This window comes from Pseudomonas sp. RC10, assembly GCF_038397775.1.
GTDB classification, from domain to species: Bacteria; Pseudomonadota; Gammaproteobacteria; order Pseudomonadales; family Pseudomonadaceae; genus Aquipseudomonas; species Aquipseudomonas bambusae.
The window spans coordinates 5,440,860-5,464,616 of the sequence record NZ_CP151650.1; the positions used below are offsets into that span (position 1 = coordinate 5,440,860).

20 protein-coding genes are annotated in these 23,757 nt (G+C 59.1%); 1 reads left to right on the top strand and 19 read right to left on the bottom strand.

Going from position 1 to position 23,757, the window contains the following annotated elements; genetic code table 11:
- Positions 1-6: 6 nt before the first annotated feature.
- From AAEO81_RS24635 to rpsB, 19 genes are all read right to left on the bottom strand, one after another.
- The gene (locus AAEO81_RS24635) at positions 7-1,638 is read right to left on the bottom strand and encodes a CTP synthase (protein ID WP_341959600.1); all 1,632 of its coding nucleotides are present in this window, start codon (positions 1,636-1,638) and stop codon (positions 7-9) included.
- A 268-nt stretch (positions 1,639-1,906) separates the two neighbouring features.
- The gene (gene tilS / locus AAEO81_RS24640; RefSeq protein ID WP_341959601.1) at positions 1,907-3,244 is read right to left on the bottom strand and encodes a tRNA lysidine(34) synthetase TilS; all 1,338 of its coding nucleotides are present in this window, start codon (positions 3,242-3,244) and stop codon (positions 1,907-1,909) included.
- 47 nt (positions 3,245-3,291) lie between these two features.
- Complete coding sequence (locus tag AAEO81_RS24645) at positions 3,292-4,239, bottom strand: acetyl-CoA carboxylase carboxyltransferase subunit alpha (protein WP_166593531.1); 948 nt, start codon at positions 4,237-4,239, stop codon at positions 3,292-3,294.
- A 125-nt stretch (positions 4,240-4,364) separates the two neighbouring features.
- The gene (gene dnaE / locus AAEO81_RS24650) at positions 4,365-7,886 is read right to left on the bottom strand and encodes a DNA polymerase III subunit alpha (RefSeq protein ID WP_341959602.1); all 3,522 of its coding nucleotides are present in this window, start codon (positions 7,884-7,886) and stop codon (positions 4,365-4,367) included.
- A gap of 71 nt (positions 7,887-7,957) precedes the next feature.
- Positions 7,958-8,599, bottom strand: a complete 642-nt coding sequence (rnhB, locus tag AAEO81_RS24655) for a ribonuclease HII (protein WP_341959603.1) — start codon at positions 8,597-8,599, stop codon at positions 7,958-7,960.
- A gap of 11 nt (positions 8,600-8,610) precedes the next feature.
- Complete coding sequence (gene lpxB, locus AAEO81_RS24660; protein ID WP_341964610.1) at positions 8,611-9,750, bottom strand: lipid-A-disaccharide synthase; 1,140 nt, start codon at positions 9,748-9,750, stop codon at positions 8,611-8,613.
- Positions 9,750-10,526: an acyl-ACP--UDP-N-acetylglucosamine O-acyltransferase gene (lpxA, locus tag AAEO81_RS24665; protein WP_341959604.1), complete on the bottom strand. Its 777-nt coding sequence runs from the start codon at positions 10,524-10,526 to the stop codon at positions 9,750-9,752. The genes lpxB and lpxA overlap by 1 nt, the downstream gene beginning before the upstream one ends.
- Positions 10,523-10,963, bottom strand: coding sequence for a 3-hydroxyacyl-ACP dehydratase FabZ (gene fabZ, locus AAEO81_RS24670; RefSeq protein WP_166593534.1), 441 nt, complete (start codon positions 10,961-10,963; stop codon positions 10,523-10,525). Before fabZ ends, lpxA begins: the two co-directional genes overlap by 4 nt.
- Before the next feature lie 112 nt (positions 10,964-11,075).
- The gene (lpxD, locus tag AAEO81_RS24675) at positions 11,076-12,131 is read right to left on the bottom strand and encodes a UDP-3-O-(3-hydroxymyristoyl)glucosamine N-acyltransferase (RefSeq protein ID WP_341959605.1); all 1,056 of its coding nucleotides are present in this window, start codon (positions 12,129-12,131) and stop codon (positions 11,076-11,078) included.
- Between the two features lie 4 nt (positions 12,132-12,135).
- The gene (locus AAEO81_RS24680; RefSeq protein ID WP_166593536.1) at positions 12,136-12,639 is read right to left on the bottom strand and encodes an OmpH family outer membrane protein; all 504 of its coding nucleotides are present in this window, start codon (positions 12,637-12,639) and stop codon (positions 12,136-12,138) included.
- Positions 12,640-12,685: 46 nt separating this feature from the next.
- The gene (gene bamA / locus AAEO81_RS24685) at positions 12,686-15,064 is read right to left on the bottom strand and encodes an outer membrane protein assembly factor BamA (RefSeq protein ID WP_341959606.1); all 2,379 of its coding nucleotides are present in this window, start codon (positions 15,062-15,064) and stop codon (positions 12,686-12,688) included.
- A 74-nt stretch (positions 15,065-15,138) separates the two neighbouring features.
- The gene (rseP, locus tag AAEO81_RS24690; RefSeq protein ID WP_341964611.1) at positions 15,139-16,491 is read right to left on the bottom strand and encodes a sigma E protease regulator RseP; all 1,353 of its coding nucleotides are present in this window, start codon (positions 16,489-16,491) and stop codon (positions 15,139-15,141) included.
- A 93-nt stretch (positions 16,492-16,584) separates the two neighbouring features.
- Entirely contained in the window at positions 16,585-17,775 is a 1,191-nt protein-coding gene (ispC, locus tag AAEO81_RS24695) for a 1-deoxy-D-xylulose-5-phosphate reductoisomerase (RefSeq protein WP_341959607.1), read from the bottom strand.
- Entirely contained in the window at positions 17,772-18,590 is an 819-nt protein-coding gene (locus tag AAEO81_RS24700) for a phosphatidate cytidylyltransferase (RefSeq protein ID WP_166593540.1), read from the bottom strand. The genes ispC and AAEO81_RS24700 overlap by 4 nt, the downstream gene beginning before the upstream one ends.
- Positions 18,590-19,345 (bottom strand): polyprenyl diphosphate synthase, encoded by a 756-nt coding sequence (uppS, locus tag AAEO81_RS24705; RefSeq protein WP_166593541.1) that lies wholly within the window; start codon positions 19,343-19,345, stop codon positions 18,590-18,592. The genes AAEO81_RS24700 and uppS overlap by 1 nt, the downstream gene beginning before the upstream one ends.
- 16 nt (positions 19,346-19,361) lie before the next feature.
- Complete coding sequence (frr, locus tag AAEO81_RS24710) at positions 19,362-19,919, bottom strand: ribosome recycling factor (RefSeq protein ID WP_166593542.1); 558 nt, start codon at positions 19,917-19,919, stop codon at positions 19,362-19,364.
- Positions 19,916-20,659, bottom strand: coding sequence for a UMP kinase (pyrH, locus tag AAEO81_RS24715; RefSeq protein ID WP_019692086.1), 744 nt, complete (start codon positions 20,657-20,659; stop codon positions 19,916-19,918). Before pyrH ends, frr begins: the two co-directional genes overlap by 4 nt.
- A gap of 193 nt (positions 20,660-20,852) precedes the next feature.
- Complete coding sequence (tsf, locus tag AAEO81_RS24720; protein ID WP_166593543.1) at positions 20,853-21,716, bottom strand: translation elongation factor Ts; 864 nt, start codon at positions 21,714-21,716, stop codon at positions 20,853-20,855.
- A gap of 182 nt (positions 21,717-21,898) precedes the next feature.
- The gene (gene rpsB / locus AAEO81_RS24725) at positions 21,899-22,633 is read right to left on the bottom strand and encodes a 30S ribosomal protein S2 (RefSeq protein WP_166593544.1); all 735 of its coding nucleotides are present in this window, start codon (positions 22,631-22,633) and stop codon (positions 21,899-21,901) included.
- Between the two features lie 338 nt (positions 22,634-22,971).
- On the opposite strand from rpsB, the gene map reads away from it, so the two are divergent.
- Positions 22,972-23,754 carry a type I methionyl aminopeptidase gene (map, locus tag AAEO81_RS24730; protein WP_166593545.1) on the top strand — a complete coding sequence of 261 codons (783 nt, stop codon included), beginning with the start codon at positions 22,972-22,974 and terminating at the stop codon, positions 23,752-23,754.
- Positions 23,755-23,757 lie beyond the last annotated feature (3 nt).

Below are 23,757 nucleotides of genomic sequence, written 5' to 3' on the forward strand. Positions count from 1 at the left end.
TCCCTATCAGGCGTTCTTCTGGTGCTGAGCGAGCGCTGCCTTGACGAAGCCACTGAACAGCGGGTGACCGTCGCGAGGCGTGGAGGTGAACTCAGGGTGGAACTGGCAAGCCACGAACCACGGGTGGTCGTTGGACTCGACCACCTCAACCAGCGCGCCATCACCGGAACGACCGGACACTTTCAGCCCGGCTTCGATCAGTTGCGGTAGCAGCTTGTTGTTCACTTCGTAACGGTGACGATGACGCTCGACGATAGTGTCGTTGGCGTAGCAATCGTGCACCAGAGAACCCGGCTCCAGCAGGCATTCCTGCGCGCCCAGACGCATGGTGCCGCCAAGGTCGGAGCTTTCGGTACGGGTTTCGACCGCGCCGGTGGCGTCTTCCCACTCGGTGATCAGGCCGACCACAGGGTGCGGGCTGGTGCGATCGAACTCCGTGGAATTGGCGTCTTTCCAGCCCAGCACGTTACGGGCGAACTCGATGACCGCCACTTGCATGCCCAGGCAAATACCCAGGTAAGGCACCTTGTTTTCGCGAGCAAACTGAACGGCGGTGATCTTGCCTTCGACACCGCGCAGACCGAAGCCGCCCGGTACCAGAATGGCGTCCACGCCTTCCAGCAGGCCAGTGCCCTGGTTCTCGATGTCTTCGGAATCGATGTAGCGCAAGTTGACTTTGGTGCGGTTGCTGATGCCTGCGTGGCTCATCGCTTCGATCAGCGACTTGTACGCGTCCAGCAGTTCCATGTACTTGCCGACCATCGCGATGGTGACTTCGTGTTCAGGGTTCAGCTTGGCATCGACGACCTTGTCCCACTCGGACAGGTCGGCGCTGTTGCATTGCAGGCCAAAACGCTCAACGACGAAATCGTCCAGACCCTGCGAGTGCAGGATGCCCGGGATCTTGTAGATGGTGTCGGCGTCTTCCAGCGCGATCACAGCGCGCTCTTCGACGTTGGTGAACTGCGCGATCTTGCGACGCGACGAAACGTCGATCGGGTGATCGGAGCGGCACACCAGTACGTCAGGCTGCAGGCCAATGGAACGCAGTTCCTTGACGGAGTGCTGAGTGGGCTTGGTCTTGGTCTCGCCAGCAGTCGCGATGTACGGCACCAGCGTCAGGTGCATCAGCATCGCGCGCTTGGCGCCGACTTCGAAACGCAACTGGCGGATCGCCTCAAGGAACGGTTGCGATTCGATGTCACCCACGGTGCCACCGATCTCGACCATGGCCACGTCGGCATCGCCGGCGCCCTTGATGATGCGACGCTTGATTTCGTCGGTGATGTGCGGGATCACCTGAATGGTCGCGCCCAGATAATCACCACGGCGCTCTTTGCGCAGGACGTGTTCGTACACACGGCCGGTGGTGAAGTTGTTGTTCTGGGTCATGGTGGTGCGAATGAAACGCTCGTAGTGACCCAGGTCCAGGTCGGTCTCGGCGCCGTCGTGGGTGACGAACACTTCACCGTGCTGGAACGGGCTCATGGTGCCCGGGTCGACGTTGATGTAGGGGTCCAGCTTGAGCATGGTGACCTTAAGTCCCCTCGCCTCCAGGATGGCCGCCAATGAAGCCGAGGCAATGCCTTTCCCCAATGAAGAAACAACACCGCCCGTGACGAAGATGTAGCGCGTCATGAAAAACCCTAGAAGTCTGCGTTAAAGCGGTCAGAGCCGCCGGGGAAAGCGAAGGAAGGCCGAAGCCCCCGATGACCTGCGTGTTTCACAGTGCATTCCTGAAATTGCTGCGTTGAAAGCGACTGGCCGAAACCGGACCTGTCCATTGCTCGCCACATTTTGAGAATCGCCCAGTAAAGACTGGCTGGTAATCGGCAACTCACGTCGTTCCGAAAGGGTCGACATAAGCTGTATCAAGAAGGGAGCGTAGTCTACCGGAAACGGGCTCTCATCTCAAACTGTGGTCATTCGTCGGTGGTTGCCAGTGCAATCGCCAGTCCCCACGGGGGTCAGCGTCCAGTCCGGGCAGGTTGGCCACCGCCAGCAACTGTTCACCGCGATACAACAGCGGCAATCGGCCGCGCAAAAACACCGGCACGCCTTTTTCATTGAGCAGGCGCTTGAGGTCCCGGCGTCCGCGGTCCGGTACATCCAGCACTTCACCGCCCTGTCGATAGTGCACGTGCAGCCCGCCGCGAGGGATGTCGCCCAGAATGTGCAACATTCCGTTGCCCGGCAAATGAAGCGGCTGCGAGGCCGTGGACCAGTGCTGCGAACCCGCCACGTCCTTGAGCCAGATGCCCGACAACCACCAGATTCGCCCTTCTGCGCGATGCAATTGTCCGTCGGCCAGACGCCAGATCGGACGGCCATCCGGCCCTGCATCACGCAGGGAATCCCATCCCGCCCAGTGATCACTGTCTGGAAGACGTGTCAGCGGACTCAGCCAGTAACGTAAGGCGTTTCTCTGACGTGCAGATGACAGTTCCTCAAGCGGCGCCAGCTCCAGGGACGGCACCGCCAGCCATGGCCACGGGCACGGTGTGTCGGCGAGCGCCAGATCCTGCGTCGCCAGTTCATCGAGCAAACCTTGGGCCTCGGCCAAGTGCGCGGCGCTGCGGACCATGCTCGCGGTTGCCTGGGGCCAGCGTGCGGTCAGCATCGGCAACACATGGTTGCGCAGGTAATTGCGGGAGAAACGGCTGTCTTTGTTGCTCGGGTCTTCGATCCAGCTCAGGCCCTCTTCCTGTGCATAACGCTCAAGCAATGCGCGGGGCTCGTCCAGCAGCGGCCGGAAGACCTGGCCTTTGCCAAGCACTCGATGGGAAGGCATCGCCGCCAACCCTTTCACACCCGCTCCCCGCAGCAGGCGAAACATCAGGGTTTCCGCCTGATCGTCCCGATGCTGGGCCGTGAGCAACACCTCGCCCGCCAGCAACGTCTGCTCGAACGCGGTGTATCGCGCATCGCGGGCCGCCTGTTCGAGGCTGGCGCCGGATCGCACTTGCACGTCGATGACCTGCAACGGCACGCCTAGAATCTGACACATCTGACGGCAATGTCCCGGCCACGACGCAGCCACAGCCTGCAGACCGTGATGAACGTGGATAGCGGTCAAAGGGGGGAGACGCTGATGGCGAGCAAGCTCGGCCAGGAGGTGCAGCAGGACGGTGGAATCGAGTCCACCCGAGAAGGCGATGCGCCAACCGGCTGCACCGCGCCAGGGTTCGAGGCGCGATAGCAGACGTTGGGAGAGGTCTTTTTTGAATGTGTCCGGCTTGCTCATGCTGGTGGACCCCGCGTTAGCTCACCGGACCTCAAATATGACTCCGATCAGATGCCGTAGCTCATCAGGCGGTCGTAGCGACGCGCCAACAGTTCATCCGCATTGAATTTCTTGAGCATGGCCAACTGGCTGCTCAACGCTTCGCGGATGGAAGCCGAAGCCGCCGCCGGATCACGGTGCGCGCCACCCAGTGGCTCGTTGATGACCTTGTCGACGATGCCCAGGCCTTTGAGGCGCTCAGCGGTGATGCCCATCGCTTCGGCAGCGTCTGGCGCTTTTTCTGCGGTTTTCCACAGAATCGACGCGCAGCCTTCCGGCGAAATCACCGCGTAAGTGGAGTATTGCAGCATGTTCAGTTGATCGCACACGCCAATGGCCAGTGCACCGCCCGAACCGCCCTCACCGATCACAGTCGCGATGATCGGCGTCTTCAGACGCGCCATGACACGCAGGTTCCACGCAATCGCTTCGCTCTGGTTGCGCTCTTCAGCGTCGATGCCAGGGTAAGCGCCCGGCGTGTCGATGAAGGTCAGAATCGGCATCTTGAAGCGCTCGGCCATTTCCATCAGGCGGCACGCTTTACGGTAGCCTTCAGGACGCGGCATGCCGAAGTTGCGGCGTACTTTTTCGCGCACTTCGCGGCCTTTTTGATGACCGATCACCATGACAGGCTGGTCGTCCAGACGGGCGATACCGCCCACGATGGCCGCGTCGTCGGAGAAGTGGCGGTCGCCGTGCAGCTCGTCGAACTCGGTGAAAATGTGTTCGATGTAGTCCAGGGTGTACGGACGACGCGGATGACGCGCCATGCGCGCGATCTGCCAACTGGTCAGGTTGCCGAAAATGCTTTCGGTGAGCGTGCTGCTCTTCTCTTGCAGTCGAGAGATTTCATCGCCGATGTTCAGCGAGTTGTCATTGCCTACCAGTCGCAGCTCTTCAATTTTGGCTTGCAGGTCAGCAATCGGCTGTTCGAAATCCAGAAAATTCGGGTTCATAGGCATCCGTCTTGGGTCGACGGCCAAGAGGCCGGCCGGTTGATCCGTAAACGCCATACCTTAAAGGATGTGGCGTGTAGGGGTCGAGGTTAAAAGTGTCGAGCTTAAAAATTCGGGTATCAGCGTTATCGATACTGCAGGAAGACGTTCTCTCGTCCGAACTGGTCACGCAGCGCCTGAATCAGGCTGTCTGCGGGATCGATTCGCCACGCTTCGCCAAACTGTAATAGCGCCCGGGCCTCCTGCCCGGTGTAGTCGAGCGTGATCGGGCACGCTCCCCGGTGCTTCTTGCACAGGTCGCCCAGCCAGCGTAGACGATCGCCTTTCAGCGCCTCGCTGCGCACGGTCAGGCGCAAACTCTCAGCCAGACCGGTCCGCGCTTCTTCGAGACTCATCACCCGCTTGGCTCGCAAACGCAGGCCACCGGAGAAGTCATCGGAACTGACCTCACCTTCCACCACCACCATCGCGTCTGTCTGCAACAGCGACTGAGCGGCCTGGAAAGAATCCGCGAACAACGACGCTTCGATGCGGCCAGAGCGGTCATCCAGGGTGATAAACCCCATCTTGTCGCCCTTTTTGTTTTTCATCACACGCAAGGCGATGATCAGACCGGCGACGGTCTGGGTGTCCCGGGCCGGTTTCAAGTCAACGATCCGCTGGCGGGCGAAGCGACGAATCTCACCTTCGTACTCGTCGATCGGGTGCCCCGTCAGGTACAGGCCCAGGGTTTCCTTCTCTCCGCGCAAACGCTCTTTGAGAGTGACCTCTTTGGCCCCACGATGGTTCGCATAAACATCGGCATCGGGCTCGACGAACAGCCCGCCAAACAGATCGGCATGGCCACTGTCGTGACTGCGCGCGGTCTGTTCGGCCGATTGAATCGCACCTTCCAGCGAGGCGAGCAACACACCGCGATTGCGGTCGATGTTGGCTTGATACTGTTTAGGGTCGTCGTAGAAAAACGGCCCCAACCGGTCCAGCGCGCCACTGCTGATCAGCCCGCCCAGCGTGCGTTTGTTGACCCGTTTGAGGTCGATGCGCGCGCAGAAATCGAAAAGGTCCTTGAACGGCCCGGCCTGACGCGCTTCGGTAATCGCCTCGACCGGCCCCTCGCCCACGCCTTTGATCGCGCCCAGGCCGTACACGATGCGGCCTTCGTCATTCACGGTGAATTTGAATTCGGAGTTGTTCACGTCCGGCGCATCGAGGCGCAGCTTCATGGTCCGCACTTCCTCGATCAAGGTCACCACCTTGTCGGTGTTGTGCATGTCCGCCGAGAGCACGGCCGCCATGAACGGCGCCGGGTAATGCTTCTTCAGCCACGCCGTCTGGTACGAGACGAGCCCGTACGCAGCAGAGTGGGATTTGTTAAACCCGTAACCGGCGAATTTTTCCACCAGGTCGAAAATGTTACCGGCCAGATCCGGCTCGATATTGTTGGTCTTGCAGCCTTCGATGAAGCCGCCGCGCTGCTTGGCCATCTCCTCGGGCTTTTTCTTACCCATGGCCCGACGCAGCATGTCGGCCTCGCCGAGGGTGTAACCCGCCATGACCTGAGCAATCTGCATCACCTGTTCCTGATACAGGATGATGCCGTACGTTGGCAGCAGCACGGGCTTGAGCCCTTCGTACTGGTAATCGACGTGCGGGTAAGACAGCTCGGCGCGACCGTGCTTGCGGTTGATAAAGTCGTCCACCATGCCCGACTGCAGCGGGCCCGGGCGGAACAGTGCCACCAGTGCGATAAGGTCTTCCAGGCAGTCGGGCTTGAGCTTCTTGATCAGCTCTTTCATGCCACGGGATTCAAGCTGGAAGACCGCCGTGGTTTCGGCTTTTTGCAGCAGATCGTAGGTCGGGGCGTCATCCAGCGGGATGAAGGCGATGTCGAGCGGGTCCTCGCCGACCTTGGCGCGGTCGCGGTTGATCGTTTTCATCGCCCAGTCGATGATCGTCAGCGTTCGCAGACCCAAGAAGTCGAACTTCACCAGACCCGCGGCCTCGACATCGTCCTTGTCGTACTGGGTGACCAGGCCGCCGCCTTCCTCATCACAATAGATCGCCGCGAAGTCGGTCAGTTTGGTCGGCGCGATGACCACACCACCGGCGTGCTTGCCGACGTTACGCACAACGCCTTCGAGCTTGCGCGCCATTTCCCAGATTTCAGCCCCTTCCTCGTCGGTCTTGAGGAAGTCCCGCAGGATTTCTTCCTGCTCATAGGCCTTTTCCAGGGTCATGCCGACTTCGAACGGGATCATCTTCGACAGGCGATCCGCCAGACCGAAGGATTTCCCCTGAGCCCGCGCCACGTCCCGCACCACCGCCTTCGCCGCCATCGAGCCGAACGTAATGATCTGGCTCACCGCGTTGCGGCCGTATTTCTCGGCCACGTATTCGATCACCCGGTCGCGCCCGTCCATGCAGAAGTCGACGTCGAAGTCCGGCATCGAAACCCGTTCAGGGTTAAGAAAACGTTCGAAGAGCAGGTCATATTCCAGCGGATCGAGGTCGGTGATCTTCTGTACGTAAGCCACCAGCGAGCCGGCACCCGACCCACGGCCCGGGCCGACCGGCACGCCGTTGTTCTTGGCCCACTGGATAAAGTCCATAACGATCAGGAAGTAACCGGGGAACCCCATCTGGATGATGATATCCAGCTCGAAATTCAACCGGTCGACGTACTCCTGCCGCTTGGCTTCGTAGTTGGGTGTGGTTTCCCTCGGCCACAGCACGGCCAAGCGCTCTTCAAGGCCTTCGAAAGACACCTTGCGGAAGTATTCGTCGATGGTCAGGCCGTCTGGAATCGGGAAGTTGGGCAAGAAGTGCTTGCCCAACCGCACCTCGATATTGCAACGCTGGGCGATTTCCACGGTGTTCTGCAGCGCGTCGGGCAGGTCGCTGAAAAGCTCGGCCATTTCTGCGGCGCTTTTGAGGTATTGCTGATCGCTATAGTTGTGCGAGCGGCGCGGATCGTCCAGCGCCCGGCCTTCGCCGATACACACGCGGGTTTCGTGGGCTTCGAAATCTTCCTGCTTGATGAAGCGAACATCGTTGGTCGCCACCAGCGGCACACCGTGGCGATCGGCAAGGGCGACGGCAGCGTGCAGGTGCTCTTCGTCATTGACGCGGTTGGTCCGTTGAATCTCGATGTAGAAACGATCCGGAAAGACCGACACCCACTCCTTGAGCAACTCGTCTGCCTCGGCCGGGTTGCCGCCGAGCAGCGCCATGCCGATCTCACCTTCCTTGGCCGCCGACAGCGCAATCAGCCCTTCATGGGCCTCAGCGACCCACTCGCGCTCGATGATCACCACGCCGTTGCGCTGACCATGCATGAAACCGCGGGAAATCAGCTCGGTGAGATTCAGGTAGCCCTTGGGGTTCATCACCAACAGGCTCAAGCGGCTGAGGGGCGCATCCTTGTCACGACCTGCCAACCAGATGTCGGCGCCGCAGATCGGCTTGATGCCAGCGCCCATGGCGGCCTTGTAGAACTTGACCAGCGAGCACAGGTTGTTCTGATCGGTCACTGCCACCGCAGGCATGCTCAGGCCGGTCAACGCCTTGACCAGCGGCTTTACCCGCACCAGCCCGTCGACCAGAGAATATTCGGTGTGCATGCGCAGATGAACGAAAGAAGCCGACATGGTTGATCCTATAGCGCGCAGAAAACAAAGGCCGGATTGTACCGGCCTCTCATGAAAACATCAGCCCGCGATCAGGTAAACGGCAGCGAGGTAAAGCCGGTGGAGATCATCATCTCCCGCGCTTCATACGCCGCACGGACCGGGGCGAAGGAGCGGCGGTGGATCGGCGTCGGCCCTAACCGGGCCAGCGCTTCCAGGTGAACCGGCGTCGGGTAGCCCTTGTGGCCACCAATGCCGTAACCCGGATAGATCAGTTCCATGGCAGCCATCTCCCGGTCGCGGCTGACCTTGGCCAGGATCGACGCCGCAGCGATGGCAGGGACCTGGGCATCACCCTGAATCACCGGGGCACTCGGCACCGAGAGTTGCGGGCAACGGTTACCGTCTATCAGCGCCAGTTTCGGCGTAATCAGCAGGCCCTCGACCGCACGCTTCATGGCCAGCATGGTGGCGTGCAGAATGTTCAGCTCGTCGATTTCTTCGACTTCGGCCCGTGCGATATGCCAGCACAGCGCCTTTTCGCAGATCTCGTCGAACAGCTTTTCGCGCTTGGCTTCGGTGAGCTTTTTCGAGTCGTTAAGACCCAGGATGGGGCGACTGGGGTCAAGAATCACCGCAGCCGTTACCACAGCGCCGCACAGCGGGCCACGGCCCACCTCATCGACACCGGCGACCAGATCCTCGACCAGGTTGAAATCCAGACCCATTTGCATTGTTCGAGCGCTCATCGTGAAGGCGACGGGCCAATCAGGTCCAGGACCGCTTCGGCGGCTTGATTGGACGCGTCGCGACGCAAGGTGCGGTGAATGGCGTCAAAGCCGACGGTCTGCTCCGCGCCGTTGTCGAGCAACGGCAGCAGGGTGTTGGCCAGGGCATCGGCGGTCGCCGCGTCCTGCAAAAGCTCCGGAACCAGCAAACGCTGGGCCAACAGATTCGGCAGCGACACGTACGGACTCTTCACCATCCGCTTGAGTATCCAGTAGGTCAGCGGCGCCAGACGATAGGCAACCACCATCGGTCGTTTGTACAGCAGCGCTTCCAGCGTGGCGGTGCCCGATGCGATCAACACGGCATCGCAGGCAGCCAACGCGACATGGGAGCGGCCGTCGAGCAAGGTCAGCGGCAGATCGCGGCCTTGCAATAATTGTTCGATTTGCGCGCGGCGTTGCGGGCTGGCGCAGGGCAGCACGAAACGAATGTTCGGTCGCTGGGCGAGCAGCCGTTCGGCGGTGTCGAAAAACAGCGCGCCCAGTCGGCCCACCTCCCCGCCACGGCTGCCCGGCATCAACGCCACGACAGGCCCGTCACCCAGCCCCAGCTCAGCCCGAGCGGCCTGGCGATCTGCTTCAAGGGGGATGGTATCGGCGAGTGGATGGCCGACGAAACGCACCGGCACGCCCTTTTCTTCATAGAAACGCGCTTCGAACGGCAACAACGTCAACATCAGGTCGCAGCCTTCGCGGATCTTCAGGACACGCTTCTGCCGCCACGCCCACACGGACGGGCTGACGTAGTGCACGGTCTTGATCCCGGCCTGACGCAGTTTGAGTTCGATATTGAGGGTGAAGTCCGGAGCGTCGATCCCGATGAATACATCGGGTTTCTCATCGATCAAGGTCTGGATCAACAGCTTGCGACGGGCCAGCAACTCCTTGAGACGTCCAAGGACTTCCACCAGCCCCATGACCGACAGGCGCTCCATGGGGAAGTAGGATGCCATGCCCTCGGCTTCCATGAGCGGGCCGCCGACGCCGATGAACTGTGCATCAGGATGACGCGCCTTGATGGCACGCATCAGACCCGAACCCAGGATGTCGCCCGAGGCTTCACCGGCGACCAGCGCGATCCGCAAGGCCCCCATGATTAACGGGTGATGCCGCGGGTCGAGTTCTGGATGGACTCAAGAAACAGCGCGACTTCCGGGAACTGCGCCGCCGGTTCAGACAGCTCGACCACCGCCTGTTCGACCGTCAGCCCTTGACGATAGACCGTCTTGTAGGCGCGACGCAGGGCATGGATCGAGTCTTCCGAGAAACCACGACGACGCATGCCTTCGAAGTTCATGCTGCGGGCTTCTGCCGGGTTGCCGAACACGGTAACGAACGCCGGGACGTCCTTGCCAATCGCCGTGCCCATGCCGGAAAAGCTGTGGGCGCCGATGTGGCAATACTGATGAACCAAGGTGAACCCGGAGAGGATCGCCCAGTCAGCCACATGCACATGGCCGGCCAGCGCCGTGTTGTTGACCAGGATGCAATGGTTGCCGATGACGCTGTCATGACCGATATGCGCATAGGCCATGATCAGGTTGTTATCGCCAATCGTGGTTTCGGCGCGGTCCTGAATGGTGCCACGGTGAATCGTGACGCCTTCGCGTATCACGTTGTTGTCACCGATGACCAGACGCGTGGCTTCGCCCTTGTACTTGAGGTCAGGCGTGTCCTCACCTACCGAAGAAAACTGGTAGATGTGGTTGTGCTTACCGATGATGGTCGGACCACGCAGAATCACGTGCGGACCTATCACCGTGCCCTCGCCAATTTCCACACCGGGTCCGACGATCGACCACGGGCCGACCTCCACGTTGTCGGCCAGCACGGCCGTCGGATCGATGATTGCGCGAGGGTCAATCAAACTCATAGTTTACGTTCCGCACAGATGATTTCTGCGGAGCATACCGGCTTGCCGTCTACCGACGCCTGGCATTCGAACTTCCAGATCTGGCGCTTGCAGCTCAGAAATTTGGCTTCAAGAATCAATTGGTCGCCCGGCAGCACCGGCTGGCGGAAGCGCAGCTTGTCGGAGCCCACGAAGTAATACAGGGTGCCGTCAGCAGGCTTCACGTCAAGCATCTTGAAACCCAGGATGCCCGCGGCCTGAGCCATTGCTTCGATGATCAGCACGCCCGGCATGATTGGATGCGCAGGAAAGTGCCCATTGAAGAAGGGCTCGTTGATGCTGACATTCTTATAGGCACGAATGAGCTTATTCTCAACATCCAGCTTCACCACACGATCCACCAGCAGGAACGGGTAACGGTGGGGCAGATATTCGCGAATTTCGTTGATGTCCATCATTTCGAGAGGAAGCCTGTAGTAAAGATTGGGAGTGCGCGACGAATGCGCGGCACTCCTCTAGCAAATCAAGGAGGCAGTTTATCGGCTTTGCACACTTGATAAGAAAAAAGTATCAGCCATCAGATGACGCATTACCGCCTGAGGTCACTGCCTCGACAATCTTTTCTAGCTGCTGCAGTCGGCGGGACATGTCGTCGAGCTGGCGAATACGTGCCGCACTCTTGCGCCATTCGGCAGCGGGCTGCATCGCGGTCCCCGAAGAATAAGAACCCGGCTCGGTGATCGAACGGGTGACCATGGTCATGCCCGTGATGAAAACGCCGTCGCAAATTTCAATGTGCCCGACCAGTCCGACACCGCCGGCGAGCATACAGTGTTTGCCGATCTTCGCACTGCCGGAAATGCCAACGCAGGCCGCCATTGCCGTGTGATCGCCCACCTGTACGTTGTGGGCGATCTGAATCTGGTTATCCAGCTTCACACCGTTGCCGATGCGCGTATCGTCCATGGCGCCGCGGTCAATGGCGGTGTTCACGCCAATCTCCACGTCGTCGCCGATGGTCACGCCACCAATCTGGGCGATCTTCTGCCACACGCCTTTCTCGTTGGCGAAGCCAAAGCCCTCTCCACCCAGTACGGCACCGGACTGAATCACCACGCGCTGGCCGATCCGCACATCGTGATACAGCGTCACGCGCGGTGCCAGCCAGCCGCCTTCGCCGATGACACTGCGGGCACCAATGTAGCAATGAGCACCAAGGGTCACACCGGCAGCGATGCATGCACCGCTTTCGATGACGACATACGGGCCCACGCTGGCATTCGGATCGACCACTGCGTCAGCAGCGACGATAGCGGTCGGATGAATACCGGCAGCAGCCTTCGGCTTGGGATCGAACAGGTGGGAGATTCGTGCGTACGCCAGGTAGGGGTCGGCGATCAACAGTGCATCTCCCGCGTAACCTTCGGCATCAGCGGGCTTGAGTAGCACGGCTGCGGCGTGGGAGGTTGCGAGGAATTTTCGATACTGAGGATTGGCCAGAAAGCTGACCTGGCCGGGCCCCGCCTCCTGCAAGGTGGCCAGTCCGGTGATTTGCTTGTCCGCCGGGCCACGTAGCGTGGCACCGAGGAACTCGGCCAGATGGCCGAGCGTGATAGTCGCGGTCATGAATTTACTTCAGCTGGTTCATGCGCTCGATGACCTGGCGAGTGACGTCGTATTGTGGCTTGACGTCAATCACGGCACCGCGCTCGAACACCAGATCGTAACCGCCTTTCTTGATCACTTCTTCAACAGCCGAGTCCAGCTTGGGCTTCAGTTGCTTGAGCATGTCACGGTCAGCGACGGCTTTGGCTTCGTTCAGCTCCTTGGACTGGAACTGGAAGTCACGGGCTTTCTGTTTGAAGTCCAGTTCCAGCTTCTCGCGCTCAGGCTGGGCCATCTTGTCGCCACCGGCGACCAGACGGTCCTGGATGCCTTTGGCGCTGCTTTCCAGGGCTTTCAGCTTGGTCAGTTGCGGGCCGAATTTCTTTTCAGCGTCGACTGCATACTTCTTGGCAGCATCTGACTCAAGCAGCGCCATCTGATAGTTCAGAACAGCGATCTTCATGTCTGCGAATGCCGGGCCGGCGACCAGTACGGTTGCCAGCAGTGCCAATTGGGTCAACTTACGCACGTTGTAACTCCTACAGAATCCGTTGTCGTGATCAGTGATCAGACCCTTAGAAGGTCTGACCGAGAGAGAATTGGAAGACCTGGGTTTCGGTGTTGTCGTCTGGCTTCTTGACCGGCATCGCCAGCGCGAAACTCAATGGGCCCAGCGCGGTAACCCAGGTCACGCCAACACCGACCGAACTGGCCAGACCGGACAGGTCAGGGCCGTTACATTCGACTTTTTCGCCGTCAACCGTGAACTTCGTGGAACCGCAGTTGGTGCTGAATACGTTACCCACGTCCCAGAACAGCGAGGTCCGCAGAGAGCGCTGATCCTTGATGAACGGCAGTGGAAACAGGATTTCGGCACCGCCGGTGATCAATACGTTACCACCGAACGGCAGTGGATCCTGATCCGGGTCTTGCGCCGTCCCTTTCGCGGTATTGAGCTTACTCGGCGTACTACGAGGTCCCAAGGTGCTGTCCTTGAAGCCCCGAACCGAGTTGAAACCACCCGCGTAGTAGTTCTCGTAGAACGGCAGACCGGACGTCGAACCGTAGCCGTCACCGTAACCCAACTCCGAGTGCAGACGCAGCGTGGTGTTGGTGGTGATCGGGTGGAACAACTGACCACGGTAATCAATCTTGTAGAACGACAGGTCACTGCCCGGAATCGTGGTTTCCAGGGTCAGGCTCTGGGAATGGCCACGGGTCGGCAGTGTGCCTTTGTTCAGGGTCGATTCGGACCAGCCCACGGAAGCCTTGAAGTTGGTGAAGTTGTCGCCTTCTTTTTCCAGGAAATCGAAAATCTCGTCAACCGTGTAAGTACCGGTGTTGATTTCGTCTTTCTGTACCGACAAACCGAAGTTCAGACGCGAGGTTTCGCTGATCGGGTAGCCCATGTTGATACCGGCACCCAGGCTGTCCACCGAGTAGCTCGCCACGTCGACATCGAGGTCGTCGTAGTTGGTCTTGCGGTAGAACGCGCTGTAACCCAGGCTCACACCGTCCGGCGTGAAATACGGGTCGACGTAGCTGAAGTTGTAGCGGGTCTGGTATTCACTTTTGGTCAGACCAATGCTGACCTTGTTACCGGTACCCAGGAAGTTGTTCTGGCTGATCGAACCACCCAGAATCAGACCCGCGCTTTGCGCGAAGCCCACACTGGCGGTGATCGAACCCGACGCCTGCTCTTCCACGGCGTAGTTGACGTCAACCTGATCGTCAGTGCCCGGCACTGCAGGGGTCTCGACGTTGACTTCCTTGAAGAAGCCCAAGCGGTCCAGACGGGTCTTGGACTGGTCGATCAGGTAAGTGGAAGCCCAACCGCCTTCCATCTGACGCATTTCGCGACGCAGTACATCGTCCGCTGTCTTCGTGTTGCCACGGAAGTTGATGCGGTTCACGTAAGCCCGTTTGCCTGGATCGACGGCGAACGTGATGTCCACGGTGTGGTCTTCATCATTCGGGGTAGGCACACCGTTAACGTTGGCGAAGGTATAGCCTTCGTTACCCAGACGACGGGTAATCAGCTCGGACGTGGTGGTCATCACCTTGCGGGAGAACACTTGACCTGGCTTGACCAGCAGCAGCGACTTCACCTGATCTTCAGGCACTTTGAGGTCACCGTTCAGCTTGACCGACTTGACGCTGTACTTCTCGCCTTCATGAATGTTGACGGTGATGTACACGCTTTTCTTGTCAGGGGTGATCGACACCTGAGTCGAGGCGATATCCATGTTGATATAGCCGCGGTCGAGGTAGTAGGAACGCAGACGCTCCAGGTCACCGGACAGCTTTTCACGGGCGTACTTGTCGTCGTTCTTGAAGAACGAAAGCCAGTTGGTGGTCTTCAGCTCGAAGAGGTCGGTCAGGTCTTCTTCTTTGAAAACGGAGTTGCCGACGACGTTGATGTGCTGGATCGCGGCAACGGCGCCTTCATTGATGTTGATCTTCAGGCCGACGCGGTTGCGCGGCTGGGAAACGACTTCAGTGGCGACTTCTGCCGAGTAACGGCCTTGAGCCACGTACTGACGCTGCAGTTCGTTACGGACACCTTCGAGGGTTGCACGCTGGAAGATTTCGCCTTCCGCCAGACCCGATTGCTTGAGGCCCTTCATCAAGTCTTCGGTGGTGATCGCCTTGTTGCCTTCGATCTCGATGCTCGCAACCGACGGGCGCTCAACCACGGAGATGACCAGAACGTTACCGTCTCGGCCCAACTGGATGTCCTGGAAGAACCCGGTTTTGAACAACGCACGCGTGGCGTCGACCAGACGTGCGTCATCGGCCTGTTCACCCACGTTCAACGGCAACGCGCCAAAGACACTGCCAGCGGACACCCGCTGCAGGCCGTTGACACGGATATCGGAGATAGTGAAGGACTCGGCGTGAACTTCGGCGATCATCAGTACGGCAAGAACCGCAGTTAGCAGCAGACGTTTCATGAAGTCCTTTCTTATTCCAACTGGCAATAAACAAACTGCCGCAAAATGCGGCAGATTCACAATTCGGCGTAGCTTTACAGTCGTCCCAGATCGTTGACCAGTGCGAGCAACATGACTCCAACCACCAGACTTATCCCGATCTGAACCCCCCAACCCTGCACCTTTTCCGACAGTGGGCGACCACGCGCCCACTCGATCAGATAAAACAGCAAGTGCCCCCCGTCCAACACTGGAATGGGCAGCAAATTGAGAACCCCCAGGCTTATGCTCAGATAAGCAAGGAAATTCAAGAAGTCACCTACACCTGACTGGGCCGAAGCGCCCGCCACTTTAGCAATGGTTATCGGTCCGCTCAAGTTTTTTACCGAGAGCTCGCCGAACAACATTTTCCTCAGCGAATCGAGCGTCAATACGCTCATGGTCCATGTACGTCGCGCCCCCTCTGCGACGGCGGCCACAGGCCCGTAGCTCACCTCTCGCAGCATTTCCGGAGGCCAATCAATGCCTTTTACCCCGGCGCCGAGGTAACCCGTCGCTGTCTTGCTCTCGCCACGGGCGACCAATGTGACCGGGACGTCGATTCTCGCATTGTCTCGCTCGACACTCAGCAAAATCCGGGTATCAGGACGGACACGAACCCAGTCCACAACTTGCTGCCACTCGTTGACGGGCTGGCCGTCCAGCGCCAACAGGCGGTCACCGGTTTTCAGACCAGCGGCCTGGGCCGGACCGGCAGGATCGAGCTCAGCCAGCACTGGCGGCAATGCCGGGCGCCATGGACGAATACCCAGCGAACGGATCGGGTCTGGCTCGTCCGCACCCTTGAGCCAGTCATCCAACGCCAGCGTTCGCGGAGTATCGACGTCAGAACCCTGGTCACGGACCTTCAGGGCAATGGTCCCGCTTTCGCCGAGACGACGGACCAGCTGAAGATTCACAGCTGACCAGCCGGTCGTGGTTTCGCCATCAACGGATACAATTTCCTGCCCGGACACCAATCCGGCCTTCTCAGCGATGCTACCCGCTTCGACGCCGCCAATGACCGGACGCACCTGCTGGCTGCCCAGCATCGCCAGCACCCAGAAGAAGAGGATGGCCAGTAAAAAGTTGGCGACCGGACCCGCGATGACAATAGCGATCCGCTGATAAACGGTCTTGCGGTTGAACGATTGGTCGACCAGCTCCGGAGGCACTTCGCCTTCCCGCTCGTCGAGCATCTTCACGTAGCCGCCCAACGGGATGGCGGCAACAACGTATTCGGTACCCTTGCGGTCATGCCAACGCAAGAGCGGCATGCCGAAGCCGACGGAAAACCGCAGCACCTTGACACCACAACGCCGCGCCACCCAGAAGTGGCCAAATTCGTGAAAAGTCACCAGCACGCCCAGGGCAACCAGGGTGCCGACAATCATATAAAGCGCACTCATCGCTGTTCTCCGGATACCGGTTTGGCGTTGCAGGCAGGCATCAGGGGACAGCCCACCCACGTCGATGAACCCGTGTCACTTGGCCAATAGGGCTTATCGGTCATTACGTTTCAGCCACTGCCCGGCCAGCGCTCGCGCCCTGGCATCGACGTCAAACACAGTTTCAAGCTCGCTCACCGCAATCACCGGTTCGAGGTTCAAGACCTCGTCGATCATACTCGCGATTTCCGGAAAGCGAATGCGCCGGTCAAGAAACGCCGCGACGGCCACTTCGTTCACCGCGTTCAGGACCGCAGGCGCGCTGTCGCCGACTTCCGCAGCTTGCCGTGCGAGACGCAAGCAAGGGAAGCGCACTTCGTCCGGCGCCTGGAAGTCCAGTCGCCCTATGCTGAAGAGATCAAGCGGTGCGACCCCCGAATCGATACGCTCCGGCCACGCCAGTGCATGCGCAATCGGCGTACGCATGTCTGGGTTGCCCAGTTGAGCCAGTACCGAGCCGTCCACGTAATCCACCATCGAATGGATCACGCTTTGAGGGTGAATCACCACTTCGATACGAGCCGGTGCAGTGTCGAACAACCAGCAGGCCTCGATCAGTTCGAGCCCTTTGTTCATCATGCTGGCGGAATCAACGGAAATTTTGCGCCCCATGGACCAGTTCGGGTGCGCGCAGGCCTGCTCGGGTGACACATGCTCCAGCTCCGGCAGCGGCGTTTCGCGAAAAGGCCCACCCGAAGCCGTCAACAAGATCCGACGCACACCGACCGAATCCAGACCGTTGCCATAATGGCCTGGCAAACACTGAAAAATCGCGTTGTGCTCACTGTCGAGAGGCAGCAAGACGGTGCCGCTGCGCCGAACCGCCTGCATGAACAGGGCACCCGACATGACCAACGCTTCTTTGTTGGCCAGCAGCACTTTCTTGCCCGCCTCGACCGCCGCCAGCGTTGGGCGCAAGCCAGCGGCACCGACAATAGCGGCCAGCACCGTGTCCACCTCGGGGTGAGCCGACACTTCGCACAGCCCCCCCTCCCCTACCAACACGCGCGTGTCGAGACCGGCAGCACGCAGATCGTCCTGCAATTGTCGCGCTGCCGCGACTGTCGGCACCACCGCGAACTGCGGGACATGACGGACGCACAGTGCAAGCAACTCCGCGAGACGGCTGAACCCGGTCAGGGCAAAGACCTTGTAGCGCGTCGGGTGTCGTGCGATGACATCGAGGGTGCTAAGCCCCACCGAGCCAGTCGCCCCGAGAACCGTGATGTGTTGGAGCCGGCTCACATCAGACCCCAGTCTTTGGCGGCCCAGAGCAACAGGGCGAACACGGGAATCGCGGCGGTCAGGCTGTCGATCCGGTCCAGCACACCGCCATGACCCGGCAAGAGATTACTGCTGTCCTTGACCCCGGATTTACGCTTGAACATGCTCTCGGTCAGGTCGCCCACGACGGACACCAGCACGATAATCGCGGCACACACCAGCGAAAAAACAATCTCGGACACCTGCCAACCGCGGTTCACACCGACAATCAACGTAATCAGCAAACAGGCTGCCAGGCCGCCATACAAACCTTCCCAGCTTTTGCCCGGACTGACCTTCGGCGCCAGCTTGCGCTTGCCGAATGCCTTGCCCGAAAAATAGGCACCGATGTCGGCGCCCCACACCAGCACCATGACCGAGAGAATCAGCCAATTGCCCATCGGGGCGAGCTTGATGAGGATCAGACCCTGCCATGCCGGCAGGAGAATCAGCAGACCAATGACCAGCTTGTACGCCACGCTGGACCAGTGCTCGCTGGACTCTGGATACGTCAGCACCAGCCACGTCGCGACCAGCCACCAAATCAGCGCTGCGACCAGCACCCAAGGCGCCAATCCAGGCAACAGGTACAAGAGAAACAACAGCACTGCGACCACGGCGGCATAGCCCACGCGAATCGACTGGGTTTCAAAACCCGCGAGACGGGCCCACTCCCAGGCGCCCAGTACGACCACCGCGCCGATGAACAGCGCGAAACTGCCACCTTCCAGAAGGAAAAAGCCGCACAGCGCCAAGGGCGCAAGAATCAGCGCTGTAATGATTCGTTGTTTGAGCATTAAGCACGGGCTCCAGCTTCTACCTGCTCGCTGGTTTTCCCGAAGCGGCGTTGGCGCGAAGCGAAATCGGCCAGCGCATCGCGCATGGCTTCGTGTTTGAAGTCCGGCCAGAACAGGTCGGAGAAGTACAGCTCGGCGTACGCCAGCTGCCAAAGCAAGAAATTACTGATGCGGTGTTCGCCACCGGTACGGATGCACAGGTCCGGCAATGGCAAGTCACCGGTGGCCAGGCACGTCTGCAAGAGTTCGGGCGTAATGTCGTCCGGGCGCAAATGCCCGGCCTGCACTTCACGGGCCAAACGTTGCGCCGCCTGGGCGATGTCCCACTGGCCGCCATAGTTGGCGGCGATTTGCAGGACAAAGCGGGTGTTGCCGGCGGTTTTCGCTTCAGCCTCGCGAATCGCAGCCTGAAGCTCAGGATGGAATCGTGCACGGTCACCAATGATGCGCAGACTGATACCGTTCTCGTTCAGGCGCTTGGTCTCACGACGCAACGCCGTGAAGAACAACTCCATCAACGCGCCGACCTCTTCGGCTGGCCGCTGCCAGTTTTCACTGGAGAACGCAAACAGCGTCAGCACCTCGACCTTGGCCTCGGCACACACTTCGATCACCGCACGGACAGCGTCCACGCCAGCCTTGTGACCCGCCACACCCGGCAACAGACGCTTTTTAGCCCAGCGATTGTTCCCATCCATGATGATCGCGACATGACGCGGCACCGATGACGGCACAGCCAGCTTTGTCTTTTCCATGAAAGCTTCCTGACCCTTATACGGCCATCAGGTCTTTTTCTTTCTCTTCAGTGGCTTTTGTGATCTGAGCCTCGAAGTCCTTGATCAGCTTGTCGATCTCGGCCGTGCCACGACGCTCTTCGTCTTCGCTGATTTCCTTGTCCTTGACCAGCTTTTTCAGATCGCCCAATGCGTCGCGGCGAATGTTACGCACAGCGACACGAGCATCTTCGGCTGCACTGCGCGCCTGCTTGGTGAAGCCTTTACGTGTTTCTTCCGTCAGGGCGGGCATGGAGATCAGCAGCAGCTCACCGAGGTTGGTCGGGTTGAGGTTCAAGCCTGCACTCTGAATCGCCTTATCGACCGCCGCGAGCATGTTGCGCTCAAACGCCACGACCTGGAGGGTACGGGAATCCTTGACCGTGACGTTGGCAACACCGCTCAACGGGGTATCGGTGCCGTAGTACGGAACCATCACGTTACCCAGGATGCTTGGGTGTGCCTTGCCGGTACGAATCTGGCCAAACGCGTGGTTCAGGGATTCGATGGATTTTTGCATGCGCTCTTGAGCGTCTTTTTTGATTTCGTTGATCATTGTTCGCCTTCCTCGATCAAAGTTCCTTCCGCGCCGCCATGCACGATATTCAGCAGGGCGCCGGGTTTGTTCATATTAAAGACACGCAACGGCATCTTGTGGTCACGGCACAGGCAGATGGCCGTCAGGTCCATTACGCCCAGCTTGCGATCCAGCACTTCATCGTAAGTCAGATGATCGAACTTCTCGGCATGCGGGTCTTTGAATGGATCGGCAGTGTACACACCATCGACCTTGGTTGCCTTCAACACCACATCGGCGTCAATTTCAATCGCGCGCAGGCACGCTGCCGAATCGGTGGTGAAGAACGGGTTGCCAGTGCCCGCGGCGAAGATCACCACTTCTTTGGCGTTGAGGTGACGCATTGCCTTGCGGCGATCATAGTGATCGGTCACACCCACCATGGAGATGGCCGACATCACGATGGCGGAAATATTGGCGCGCTCCAGCGCATCACGCATGGCCAAGGCGTTCATCACAGTGGCCAGCATGCCCATGTGATCACCCGTGACTCGATCCATGCCAGCTGCGCTAAGCGCCGCACCACGGAACAGGTTGCCACCACCGATGACCAGACCGACCTGAACACCGATTCCTACCAACTGACCCACTTCAAGCGCCATACGATCCAGCACTTTGGGGTCGATACCGAACTCTTCGGACCCCATCAGGGCCTCGCCGCTAAGCTTGAGTAGAATGCGTTTATAGCGAGCTTGATAACCACTGCCCTGCTGAGCCATTGCGAATCTCTCCTGCGGCGTTTAAAAAAAATCTGCGGCCATTTTCAGCCTGCGGTAACTCTAGGCTACTTCGTCAGGAATTCGCAGCCTCATGAGCCACGCACCCTGGAAAAATAAATTCCTCCTGCCGTTTTGACAAAGAGGCTGCGCGCGTGAGCGGGCAGCCTCTTTGGTCGACAGTTGGAGAACCGTCTTATTGCTTGCTGGCAGCTACTTGAGCAGCGACTTCTTCAGCGAAGTTGTCGACTGGCTTCTCGATGCCTTCGCCCACTTTGAAGTAGGTGAACGAAACGATTTCAGCGCCGGCTTTCTTGGCCAGTTCACCGACCTTGACTTCCGGGTTCTTGACGAACGCTTGCTCAACCAGGCTGGCTTCGGCCAGGAACTTGGTGATGCGGCCCTGAACCATTTTGTCAGCGATCTCGGCAGGCTTGCCTTTGATCTTGTCTTCGTTCAGTTGCAGGAAGACACTCTTCTCGCGCTCGATCGCTTCGGCCGAAACGTCGGAAGGCAGCAGGAACTCAGGGTTGCTGGCAGCAACGTGCATCGCGATGTCTTTGGCCAGCTCGGCGTCGCCGCCTTTCAGCGCTACAACCACACCGATTTTGTTGCCGTGCAGGTACGAGCCCAGTACATCACCTTCAACACGCGCCAGACGACGGATGTTGACGTTTTCGCCGACTTTGGCAACCAGAGCGGTACGCTCGGTTTCCTGAGCTTCGATCAGTTGCTCAACGGTCAGTTCTGGCTGGTCGAAAGCCTTGTTGACACTGACGGCGACGAAGTTTTTGAAGTCGTCTTGCAGCGCCAGGAAGTCGGTCTGCGAGTTCACTTCGATCAGGACAGCGCGCTTGCCGTTGTCCTTGATTGCGATAGCGCCTTCAGCAGCGACGTTACCTGCTTTCTTGGCTGCCTTGATTGCGCCCGAAGCACGCATATCGTCGATGGCTTTCTCGATGTCGCCGCCAGCCTTGGTCAAGGCTTTTTTGCAGTCCATCATGCCTTCGCCAGTGCGCTCGCGCAGTTCTTTGACCAACGCTGCAGTAATCTCTGCCATTTCAAAATCCTCTTGGATAGGTCTTCAACCATTCCACCCGCCATGCGGGCGTCAAATTCTTGAAAAGCCATGGTGACAGCTGCGCATGACAACTAAGTCGGTGGCAACGCCAGATGGTTTTCGAGGTGGCAAAAAGGGGGCCGAGCCCCCTTTTTGCGTACCGAGTAGACGCTAAGCGTCAGTTACTCGGCAGCAGTTGCCGCTTCTTCAGCGTAAACTTCGGTGCCGCCAGAAACGTTGTTGCGACCACGGATGACAGCGTCAGCCATCGAACCCATGTACAGCTGAATGGCGCGAATGGCGTCATCGTTACCTGGGATGATGTAGTCAACGCCTTCCGGGCTGCTGTTGGTATCGACAACGCCGATGACCGGGATACCCAGCTTGTTGGCTTCGGTGATCGCGATGCGCTCGTGGTCAACGTCGATCACGAACAGTGCGTCAGGCAAACCGCCCATGTCCTTGATACCACCCAGGCTGCGGTCCAGCTTTTCCAGATCGCGAGTGCGCATCAGCGCCTCTTTCTTGGTCAGCTTGGCGAAAGTACCGTCTTCAGCCTGAACTTCCAGCTCGCGCAGACGCTTGATGGAGGCACGGATGGTTTTGAAGTTGGTCAGCATGCCGCCCAACCAGCGGTGGTCGACGAACGGCGAACCGCAACGTGCGGCTTCTTCAGCAACGATCTTGCCAGCGGAACGCTTGGTGCCGACGAACAGAATCTTGTTTTTGCCCTGGGCCAGACGCTCTACGAAGGTCAGTGCCTCGTTGAACATAGGCAGGGTTTTTTCAAGGTTGATGATGTGAATCTTGTTACGCGCGCCGAAAATGTATTTACCCATTTTCGGGTTCCAGTAACGGGTTTGGTGACCGAAGTGCACACCGGCCTTCAGCATATCGCGCATGTTGACTTGGGACATGATAGTTCCTTGATAAGTCGGGTTAGGCCTCCACGTATCCCAATGACCAACCAACGGCATGTACCGAGGGCACCCAGGTCATCGTGTCGACACGTGTGTGGGTTTGGGCTTTCGGGGCGGACCCCGTAAAGCGGCGCATTTTATATCACAAAAGTCGGCATAACGGAACCCGGAATAAGATCCTGTTTTCTCGACGCTTTTGCCCGGACAGCCCTGCCGTCTACCGGCCCTGCCAGCCTTTATATAAGGAAGCGATGATAACCCGCTTGGCATCGGTCTGGTAGAATCGCGTTTTTTCCGTGTTTTGCTGCGGCCCCGCCGCGCCGAGAGAGCCTTGTATGACCGTTACCATCAAAACCCCCGAAGACATCGAAAAGATGCGCGTCGCCGGTCGTCTGGCGGCAGACGTTCTGGAAATGATCGGGGCCTACGTCAAGCCCGGCGTCACCACTGACGAGCTGGACCGCATCTGCCACGACTACATCGTCAACGAGCAAAAAGCGATCCCTGCGCCGCTGAACTATAAGGGTTTCCCCAAATCCATCTGCACCTCGATCAACCATGTTGTCTGCCATGGCATTCCCAACGAGAAGCCGCTGAAGGAAGGCGACGTGTTGAACATCGACGTGACCGTGATCAAAGACGGTTACCACGGCGACACCAGCAAGATGTTCCACGTTGGCAAAGTGCCAGAGTGGGCCGAGCGCCTGTCGAAGATCACCCAGGAATGCATGTATAAAGGCATCGAGCTGGTCAAACCGGGCGCGCACCTGGGCGACATCGGTGAAGTGATCCAGAAACACGCTGAAAAGAACGGTTTCTCCGTCGTAAAGGAATATTGCGGCCATGGCATCGGCAAGGTGTTCCATGAAGAACCGCAAGTGCTGCACTACGGCAAGGCGGGCACCGGCATGGAACTCAAGGAAGGCATGACCTTCACCATCGAGCCGATGATCAATCAGGGCAAGGCTGATACCCGTTTGCTGGGCGACGGCTGGACCGCCATCACCAAGGACCGCAAGCTGTCGGCGCAGTGGGAGCACACCATTCTGGTCACCGCGACCGGGTATGAAATCTTCACGTTGCGCAGCGACGACACCATCGCCCGCACCTCCGCCTGATCA

Coding starts and splice junctions, on each gene's coding strand:
- AAEO81_RS24635 (WP_341959600.1), bottom strand. CDS start 1,638: ATGACGCGCTACATCTTCGTCACGGGCGGTGTTGTTTCTTCATTGGGG.
- tilS (WP_341959601.1), bottom strand. CDS start 3,244: ATGAGCAAGCCGGACACATTCAAAAAAGACCTCTCCCAACGTCTGCTA.
- AAEO81_RS24645 (WP_166593531.1), bottom strand. CDS start 4,239: ATGAACCCGAATTTTCTGGATTTCGAACAGCCGATTGCTGACCTGCAA.
- dnaE (WP_341959602.1), bottom strand. CDS start 7,886: ATGTCGGCTTCTTTCGTTCATCTGCGCATGCACACCGAATATTCTCTG.
- rnhB (WP_341959603.1), bottom strand. CDS start 8,599: ATGCAAATGGGTCTGGATTTCAACCTGGTCGAGGATCTGGTCGCCGGT.
- lpxA (WP_341959604.1), bottom strand. CDS start 10,526: ATGAGTTTGATTGACCCTCGCGCAATCATCGATCCGACGGCCGTGCTG.
- fabZ (WP_166593534.1), bottom strand. CDS start 10,963: ATGATGGACATCAACGAAATTCGCGAATATCTGCCCCACCGTTACCCG.
- lpxD (WP_341959605.1), bottom strand. CDS start 12,131: ATGACCGCGACTATCACGCTCGGCCATCTGGCCGAGTTCCTCGGTGCC.
- bamA (WP_341959606.1), bottom strand. CDS start 15,064: ATGAAACGTCTGCTGCTAACTGCGGTTCTTGCCGTACTGATGATCGCC.
- rseP (WP_341964611.1), bottom strand. CDS start 16,491: ATGAGTGCGCTTTATATGATTGTCGGCACCCTGGTTGCCCTGGGCGTG.
- AAEO81_RS24700 (WP_166593540.1), bottom strand. CDS start 18,590: ATGCTCAAACAACGAATCATTACAGCGCTGATTCTTGCGCCCTTGGCG.
- uppS (WP_166593541.1), bottom strand. CDS start 19,345: ATGGAAAAGACAAAGCTGGCTGTGCCGTCATCGGTGCCGCGTCATGTC.
- frr (WP_166593542.1), bottom strand. CDS start 19,919: ATGATCAACGAAATCAAAAAAGACGCTCAAGAGCGCATGCAAAAATCC.
- pyrH (WP_019692086.1), bottom strand. CDS start 20,659: ATGGCTCAGCAGGGCAGTGGTTATCAAGCTCGCTATAAACGCATTCTA.
- tsf (WP_166593543.1), bottom strand. CDS start 21,716: ATGGCAGAGATTACTGCAGCGTTGGTCAAAGAACTGCGCGAGCGCACT.
- rpsB (WP_166593544.1), bottom strand. CDS start 22,633: ATGTCCCAAGTCAACATGCGCGATATGCTGAAGGCCGGTGTGCACTTC.
- map (WP_166593545.1), top strand. CDS start 22,972: ATGACCGTTACCATCAAAACCCCCGAAGACATCGAAAAGATGCGCGTC.